Origin of the sequence: Acinetobacter sp. GFQ9D191M (assembly GCF_011174875.1) — a bacterium.
In the GTDB taxonomy this organism is placed as follows: domain Bacteria; phylum Pseudomonadota; class Gammaproteobacteria; order Pseudomonadales; family Moraxellaceae; genus Acinetobacter.
In genome coordinates this window covers 1-7,780 of the sequence record NZ_JAALGV010000060.1, presented here as the reverse complement: position 1 = coordinate 7,780, position 7,780 = coordinate 1, and the positions used below count along the sequence as shown (strand labels likewise).

The 7,780-nt window shown below is 40.4% G+C and carries 5 protein-coding genes and 4 pseudogenes; 6 read left to right on the top strand and 3 right to left on the bottom strand.

Annotation, left to right across the window (positions count from 1 at the left end):
• Positions 1–235, top strand: a pseudogene (locus tag G5T77_RS17080) (hypothetical protein); the annotation flags it as partial.
• A 232-nt stretch (positions 236–467) separates the two neighbouring features.
• Here the strand turns inward: G5T77_RS17080 and G5T77_RS09365 are convergent.
• Together G5T77_RS09365 and G5T77_RS09360 are read right to left on the bottom strand one after the other, a co-directional pair.
• Entirely contained in the window at positions 468–2,408 is a 1,941-nt protein-coding gene (locus G5T77_RS09365; RefSeq protein WP_166137877.1) for an ATP-binding cassette domain-containing protein, read from the bottom strand.
• Positions 2,409–2,624: 216 nt separating this feature from the next.
• Positions 2,625–3,337 (bottom strand): annotated as a pseudogene (locus G5T77_RS09360) (IS5 family transposase).
• A gap of 1,281 nt (positions 3,338–4,618) precedes the next feature.
• On the opposite strand from G5T77_RS09360, the gene G5T77_RS09355 reads away from it, so the two are divergent.
• The 5 genes and pseudogenes from G5T77_RS09355 (at position 4,619) to G5T77_RS09345 (ending at position 6,993) form a co-directional block, all read left to right on the top strand.
• Complete coding sequence (locus G5T77_RS09355) at positions 4,619–4,963, top strand: MobC family plasmid mobilization relaxosome protein (protein ID WP_166137874.1); 345 nt, start codon at positions 4,619–4,621, stop codon at positions 4,961–4,963.
• Positions 4,944–5,669, top strand: a pseudogene (locus tag G5T77_RS17455) (relaxase/mobilization nuclease domain-containing protein); the annotation flags it as partial. The gene G5T77_RS09355 and the pseudogene G5T77_RS17455, both read left to right, overlap by 20 nt.
• Entirely contained in the window at positions 5,632–6,090 is a 459-nt protein-coding gene (locus tag G5T77_RS17450) for an MbeB family mobilization protein (protein WP_354667260.1), read from the top strand. The pseudogene G5T77_RS17455 and the gene G5T77_RS17450, both read left to right, overlap by 38 nt.
• 3 nt (positions 6,091–6,093) lie before the next feature.
• The gene (locus tag G5T77_RS17445) at positions 6,094–6,402 is read left to right on the top strand and encodes an MbeD/MobD family mobilization/exclusion protein (protein WP_354667259.1); all 309 of its coding nucleotides are present in this window, start codon (positions 6,094–6,096) and stop codon (positions 6,400–6,402) included.
• A gap of 108 nt (positions 6,403–6,510) precedes the next feature.
• Complete coding sequence (locus tag G5T77_RS09345; protein ID WP_166137870.1) at positions 6,511–6,993, top strand: PH domain-containing protein; 483 nt, start codon at positions 6,511–6,513, stop codon at positions 6,991–6,993.
• Here G5T77_RS09345 and G5T77_RS09340 read toward each other — a convergent pair.
• Positions 6,960–7,672, bottom strand: a pseudogene (locus G5T77_RS09340) (IS5 family transposase). The gene G5T77_RS09345 and the pseudogene G5T77_RS09340 overlap by 34 nt on opposite strands.
• Positions 7,673–7,780: the final 108 nt, after the last annotated feature.

Here is a 7,780-nt window from a genome sequence, read left to right as displayed (position 1 = left end):
CTTCAAGTTTTACTCTGCCTATCCTTATATCAAGGGAAGTAATAACCTCAAGATTAAGTTAGCCGAAGTAAATAAAGGTAGTAATACTAATACAGCGAATCAGATAGCAAAATCATTAAATTTTTCGGAAATCGATTCTACTGAAACTCGTTTAATTGAGGGATCAGATACTCCAGTCGTGCCGCGCAAGAAGTCTCTATGGCTACGGCTGCTACAACTTGTGTCTCTACAATAAGCTCTAATTTAGCGAGTTATTGAAGCCTTTTGACAAGTACAGGGGGAGTAAAGATTTCAGCATGTGAAATTAATGACTCGGGTTTTTATGGTATGGTGATTGTGAAGATAAACTAAATATTAAAAACTATTAGAAATGTGGTTTATGAGTATGCAAAATACAGAATGCATCTTCTATCCAATATGATGAGATTTAACCCTATTTCGCATAGGGTTAAATCTCATCGATATGCTTATTCAAAACTGCTTTCGAGTTCTTCCAATTCCATCATCAATTCAAGCATTTGTTCTTCTGCCTGCGCCAATTTGGTTTTCAGATCATTTTGCTCATTCATGAGTTTGAGCAAATCATCTTTACGGTTGGCATCGTAAAGGGCAGGATCTCCCAGTTCGGTTTCAATTTCAGTCAGACGCGGTTGAATTTTTTCAATTTGCGCTTTGTATTTTTCAATATTTTTACGAATAGGGCGAGTTTGTTCACGGCGTTGTGCTGCCAGTTTGCGTTGAGCTTCTTTATCTACTTTGACTAGGTTGTTTTTGCTTTCAACCACTGGACTTGGATTGGATGGAGCTGTGTTAGATGAGCTTTGTTTAAGCATCTCTGCACGGGCTTGGCGTAACCATTGGGCATAATCCTGTAAATCGCCTTCAAACTCTGTGCATTGTCCTGCGTGAACCAAGAGTAAGTCATCACAGACACTGGCAATCAATTGACGTTCGTGTGACACCAATACCACTGCACCTTCATAATCCTGTAAAGCCATGGTGAGGGCATGTCGCATATCTAAGTCTAAATGGTTGGTCGGTTCGTCCAGAATCAGTACGTTAGGGCGTTGCCAGACAATTAAAGCCAAAGCCAAACGCGCACGCTCACCTCCTGAAAAACTTTCACAAGGTGTGTCCATACGTTCACCACTAAAGCCAAAACTGCCTAAAAAGGCGCGTAAAGTGGCTTCGCTGATTTTTTTATCGGCAATGCGTGATAGTTGTAGCATCGGGCTGGCAGTATCATCCAAAGCATCCATTTGATGCTGCGCAAAATAGCCAATATTGAGTAACTCTGAGGCTTTACGAGTACCTGACAATAATGCCAATTCACCCACTAAGGATTTAATTAAGGTCGATTTACCTGCGCCGTTCATCCCCAATAAACCAATACGGCTGGTCGGAGTAATTTGTAGGTTAATTTTGCTGGCAATCACTTTATCTGCATAACCAATGCTGACGTGTTCCAAGGTTAGTAACGGCGAACTCATTTTGGTGGGTTCACGGAAACTGAAGGTAAACGGGGTATCTACATGCGCAGGGGCAAGCAATTGCATGCGTTCCAATTGCTTGATACGGCTTTGTGCCTGCCGTGCTTTGGTGGCTTTGGCTTTAAAACGATCAATATATTTTTGTAAATGTGCACGGGTTTCTAATTGTTTTTCATACGCTTGTTGATGTTGTGCCAAGCGTTCACTGCGTGTGGTTTTAAAGGTTGAATAATTGCCTGTATATAAAGTCAATTCACTATTTTCAATATGTAAAATATGATCGGTAATGGCATCTAAAAAATCACGGTCATGGGAAATCAGCACCAAAGTTCCCGCATAGGCTTTAAGCCAGTCTTCTAACCATAAAATTGCATCTAAGTCTAAGTGGTTGGTGGGTTCGTCCAGTAATAATAATTCGGAGCGACTCATTAAGGTACGCGCCAAATTTAAACGCATGCGCCATCCACCAGAAAAACTACTGACCGCCAAGCTGTTTTGATGTGCCATAAAACCTAAACCTGCCATCAGTTGTGCGGCTTTGGCGGGTGCGGTATAGCCATTAATTTCATCAAAACGACCGTGCAAATGCGCAAGTTGGTCATTATTTAATTGTTCAGGATGTTGTAGCTGTTGTTGAATGTTCCAGTATTCTTCATCACCCGACAGCACAAAATCAATCGCAGGCAAATCCAACGCTTTGATTTCCTGTGCCATGTGTGCCACAGTCCAGCCTTGCGGACGGCTCAACGTACCTTCGTCTGGGGTTAAACTACCTAAAAGCGCAGCAAATAAACTGGATTTTCCTGCACCATTGACACCTGTAAGACCGACTTTCCAGCCTGGATGGATTTGCATAGACGCTTTTTGAAATAAAACACGTCCACCGCGGCGTAAAGAAACTTGGTCAAGTTGAATCATGGTGTTTACTGGTCACAACAAAAGTTGCGCATATTCTAATGGAAGCCCGCCAGAAAACAAAAATAAGCCTAGTTTTATTTGCGATTTGCGAAAAATCTCTTTTGTAATGCTTAAAACCTACGTTCCAGCAACAGGATTTTTTATGACTTTGTAAACAAGCGCAAAATACATGCATGTTGGAGATGATTTTTATTTTGATCTAGGGGCTGTTGAGAATTACCGAGAGTTAATTAAACTCGCGCACAATTGAATCATAGCTTCAAAACTCGTATCTGTTTTACAACTACGCATCGCTATACGTTTAAATTCTTTTAACTTACAGAAATAGTTTTCAATGAGATGACGCCATTTATACATAATCGTATCAAATGCTCTCATTACTTTTCGATTAGATTTAGGTGGGATCACCACTTTCACTTTACGTTCATTGAGTTCTTGGATGAGCCAATCTGCATCAAATGCTTTATCAGCCAGTAATGCTTGAAAATCAACATCTTCGATTAAAGGTTTGGTTTCTACTAAATCGTGATATTGACCAGGCATTAATCGAAACTTAATGAGGTTACCTAGACTATCCACTAAGGCAAGAATTTTACAGGTCATTCCACCTCGAGATTTACCTATAGACTGTTTGAAAGTCCCCCTTTTGCACCTTGCCCATGTCGATGAACTTTAACAATCGTTCCATCAATCATGGCGTATTCCAAATCAACATCTTCATTTACAGATGCAAAAATAGTTTCAAATACACCAGCTTTAACCCAGTCACGGTATCTTTTAAAGACGGTATTCCATTTACCAAAATGAGCAGGTAGATCACGCCATGGACTGCCTGTACGGGCAATCCATAGGACTGCTTCTAAAAATAATCGATTATCTTTTCCACTACGACCTCGATCGGTCACTTTACCTAGGCAAAAAGGTTCCATTTTTGCCCATTGGGCATCAGTAAGTATGTATCTATCCATAGTACTATTATAAATTAATCAGTAGCCTTTGTTAATTCTCAACAAGCCCTAGATGATCAAAAGTCTGCCTAATACTTAAAATATCAAAGAAAAAAGCCCCTTAAGTCTTGCAACTTAAGGGGCTTTTCCTTTAAATTCGAGGGGTACAGTTATTTGATGTTACTAGCATCAATTAACGAATGATCGGCAGGGCTGGAACCCGTACTGATATTCACCTTAAAGGCTTATGTACCACTTCCTATTTTAATGCAGTGATACAGATTAACAAGCCCCTAATTTGAAACTTTCGTTAAATAAGATTCTTAAACCATCAAATAAGCACCAAATTGGTCGAGCTTTGTCTACTTCTGTGCGCCCGTTTTATCGGTTAGACACATATAACGTGTGGTAGGAATAAGTGTCACTGGCGTTATATGGCTATAGTCGAAAGGCTAAACCGCTTACAGGGTGACTTCACATAGGCGGAGCGTTGGGAGTGGTTACATAGGTCTGTTAAGTTGTACGTTGGGGAAACCCTCACAGAGATACAGCCGTGTAGCGACAGGGAGCGCGTGGAGCGAGGTGCAAGACTTCGAGTCCTTGTCTGCATAGTCTGCAAAACTATGTGCGGATACGACCGATATACGTGGCTCCGAAGCCAAATATATACAGGTAAATCGGCAATACTTGAGGGATGCGTCATTTTTTTTAAATGACCGCCCTTAGGGTGAGTATTGCCGAAACTCTCTCAACCGTTCACCAAAGCCAAAGGGCTTGCCCGACGCTTTGGGGGCGTGTTGAGAAGTTGAGAGCATTTGCTTTTTATATATTAAGAATAATTATTTAAAAAAATTATTACTGAAAGGAGTTAACAACGGTTGTGGGCAAAGACTTTTCCTGTGCATCAAACCTGTGTGTAACTCAACGCATAAATCTGTGATTTATGCGGAGTTATGCATAGTGTTTGTGCATAGATCAGAAAAGGCGGTCGCTTGCGATTGTCCATAATCTTGTAACGACTTATCCAATACCGACCTAATCACAGATAGCCTTTGATCACATGCAGCCAATATTCTAGCAAATCTTGTCGGCCTGTAATCAACATGCTATTGTGATTAGAAGCCAGCATACACAAAGGGGACTTCGTCCCTTTTGTGCTACTGGGATCAGGGGCTTCACCCCCGACACCCCCGAAAACCGCCCAAAGAGAAAAATCATAGATTTTTTCTTTGTCCGGTTACGAACCGAGGATCTGATTTCGGCATGACCAAAAAAGAAATAGTGAAAAGACAAAAGGAAATCAAAATCCGTTTAACGGATGAAGAACATCAAGCCCTTTTAGACCGATGTACTACAGCTAGCCTTGCGAGTTGGATGCGTGAAACTTGTTTAAGTGAAAAACGTACCAAGCAAAGCAAAGTCATTGAAGTAGACCCAAAATTATTAAGACAACTTGCAGGCATTGGAAATAACCTAAATCAGATAGCTAGATTGGTTAATCAGCAAAGTAAAACAAGTTCAGCAATAGACCGTATAGCAATAATCACAGCTTTATCAGGTATAGAGCGAGAGCTTCAGAGATTGCACAATGATCATAAAAATACATAGTCGTGGTGCAGGTTCGGGGCGTGGTCCCGTGGATTATTTACTTGGTAAAGACCGAGATCGGGAAGATGCACGGCTAGACCGTGGAGACCCTGAACAAATGATTCAATTGATTGACAGCACTAACTTTGCTCAAAAATATACATCGGGTGTTTTATCGTTTGCAGAACGTGATTTAGACGAACACCAAAAGCAACAGATCATGGATAGTTTTGAACGTGTATTGATGCCAGGTATAGATAAAGATCAATACTCAATTTTATGGGTACAGCACCAAGATAAAGACCGCCTAGAGCTTAATTTCGTTGTAGCAAATGTGGAGCTTCAAAGCGGTAAACGCCTACAGCCTTACTACGATAAAGCAGATCGTCCACGTTTAAACGCATGGAAAGACCTAGTAAATGATCATTACAAGCTACATGACCCTAATGACCCTCTAAATAAGCGTGAGTTATGCACTCCTAATGCTTTGCCAAAGCATAAGCAAAAAGCCTCAGAAATCATCACAGATGGACTTTTAAGCGTTGCTGAAAGTGGACGTATCCAAAACCGTGATGATGTGATTAAAACGCTTGAATCCGCAGGCTTTGAGATTGCTAGGACTACACCAAAAACAATCAGCATTAAAGACCCTGATGGGGGTAAAAATATTCGTCTTAAAGGAATGATCTATGAGCAAGATTTTAGATTTGGCAAAGAGCTTCGAGCAGACATCGAGCGAGCAAGCGAAAGATACAGAGCAAGTCGTAGCGACAGAGTTCAAGAAGCACGAGCAACGCTTGAAAGACTTGTTACAAGAAAACGAGAGAGCAATGAACTCCGCTATCCAAGAGCAGAACAGACGGTTACTCCCGACTATGTTAAAAACTTGGAGCATCGTAGCCATAGCCGTGATAACAGCCATTTTAGTGATGTGGGGCATCCTAGCCTATCAGAGCCACAAAATCGGCAAAAACGCAGAGATAATCGCCCAGCAGAACCTAGCTATACAGGACTTAGCGAACAAGGGGGGCAATATCAAGCTGAAAGACTGCATAGACAACAAAGATCGCAAACGCTTATGCGTTCTAGTGAACAAGGACGCACCGACTTGGCAGAATGGCAGCCTAATGGTTCCGATGGGGTATTAATTGATGACCGAATTAGAAAAGCACTTACTCGAAGCCTTGGAACAAGCACAGGCGCAACAACAGCAGAGGGAAGCCGATTTACTCAAGATGTTCGAGAGTACCAAGCAAGACAATCAGAGCGTCAGGGAAGCATTCAAGAAGCTTTTAGAGAATATCAGCGAAACAGACCAGACCCGAAACGAGAGCTTGAACAAATTAGCTCGGCAAGTCAGCAACTTGAGCTTTCAAGTGCAAGACTTCAAGATACAAAACAAAGCCTTGATCGAGCAATTACAGGCATTAGAAATGCAAGTCAGCAAGTTAAAGAGATAAATGAACCAAAACGTAGTTATGGGATGAATTTCGGTAGGTAAAGTTATTTTTTGAAACAGAGATTTCTAGCCTATAATGCCTTCAAAATTAAATATGTTTAGAGGGTGTATGGGCAGTTATATCGAAGAAAATTTAGCTAGAGATGAGCAAATTATTATCAAAGCACAAGTAACATGGTTATCACAATTTTGGTATTTGTTCTTTGGGGCTTTATTTATTTTATCTTCTTTTGGCTCAAAAAGCCTTGTTGGGGTTGTTATTGGTGGTGTTCTAATAGCTATAGCAGCAATTCATGTTTTAACAACAGAATTAGCATTAACAAACAGACGAATAATTGCAAAGTCAGGGCTAATTCGTAGAAATACAATTGAATTAAAAACTAATCGAGTTGAAAGTTTAGGTGTACATCAAGGGATACTAGGTCGGATTTTTAATTTTGGTTCTATTGTTGTTAAAGGCGTTGGTGGTTCACATGCTCCAATTCCATATATTGCTAGACCTATGGATTTTAGACAGCAAGTAAATAACTATCTTGATGAACTAGGGTCTGTTGAGAATTACCGAGAGTTAATTACACTCGCGCACAATTGAATCATGGCTTCAAAACTCGTATCTGTTTTACAACTACGCATCGCTATACGTTTAAATTCTTTTAACTTACAGAAATAGTTTTCAATGAGATGACGCCATTTATACATAGTCGTATCAAATGCTCTCATTACTTTTCGATTAGATTTGGGTGGGATCACCACTTTCACTTTTCGTTCATTGAGTTCTTGGATGAGCCAATCTGCATCAAATGCTTTATCCGCTAGTAATGCTTGAAAATCAACATCTTCGATTAAAGGTTTGGTTTCTACTAAATCGTGATATTGACCAGGCATTAATCGAAACTTAATGAGGTTACCTAGACTATCCACTAAGGCAAGAATTTTACAGGTCATTCCACCTCGAGATTTACCTATAGACTGTTTGAAAGTCCCCCTTTTGCACCTTGCCCATGTCGATGAACTTTAACAATCGTTCCATCAATCATGGCGTATTCCAAATCAACATCTTCATTTACAGATGCAAAAATAGTTTCAAATACACCAGCTTTCACCCAGTCACGGTATCTTTTAAAGACGGTATTCCATTTACCAAAATGAGCAGGTAGATCACGCCATGGACTGCCTGTACGGGCAATCCATAGGACTGCTTCTAAAAATAATCGATTATCTTTTCCACTACGACCTCGATCAATCACTTTACCTAGGCAAAAAGGTTCCATTTTTGCCCATTGGGCATCAGTAAGTATGTATCTATCCATAGTACTATTATAAATTAATCAGTAGCCTTTGTTAATTCTCAACAAGCCCTAGGATGTCTTTTAATGAGT

What these genes read in the sequence shown, in the direction of transcription:
- G5T77_RS17445 (WP_354667259.1), top strand. Translation starts at nt 6,094, where the DNA reads ATGACCGAATTAGAAAAGCACTTACTCGAAGCCTTGGAACAAGCACAG.
- G5T77_RS09355 (WP_166137874.1), top strand. Translation starts at nt 4,619, where the DNA reads ATGACCAAAAAAGAAATAGTGAAAAGACAAAAGGAAATCAAAATCCGT.
- G5T77_RS09345 (WP_166137870.1), top strand. Translation starts at nt 6,511, where the DNA reads ATGGGCAGTTATATCGAAGAAAATTTAGCTAGAGATGAGCAAATTATT.
- G5T77_RS17450 (WP_354667260.1), top strand. Translation starts at nt 5,632, where the DNA reads ATGAGCAAGATTTTAGATTTGGCAAAGAGCTTCGAGCAGACATCGAGC.
- G5T77_RS09365 (WP_166137877.1), bottom strand. Translation starts at nt 2,408, where the DNA reads ATGATTCAACTTGACCAAGTTTCTTTACGCCGCGGTGGACGTGTTTTA.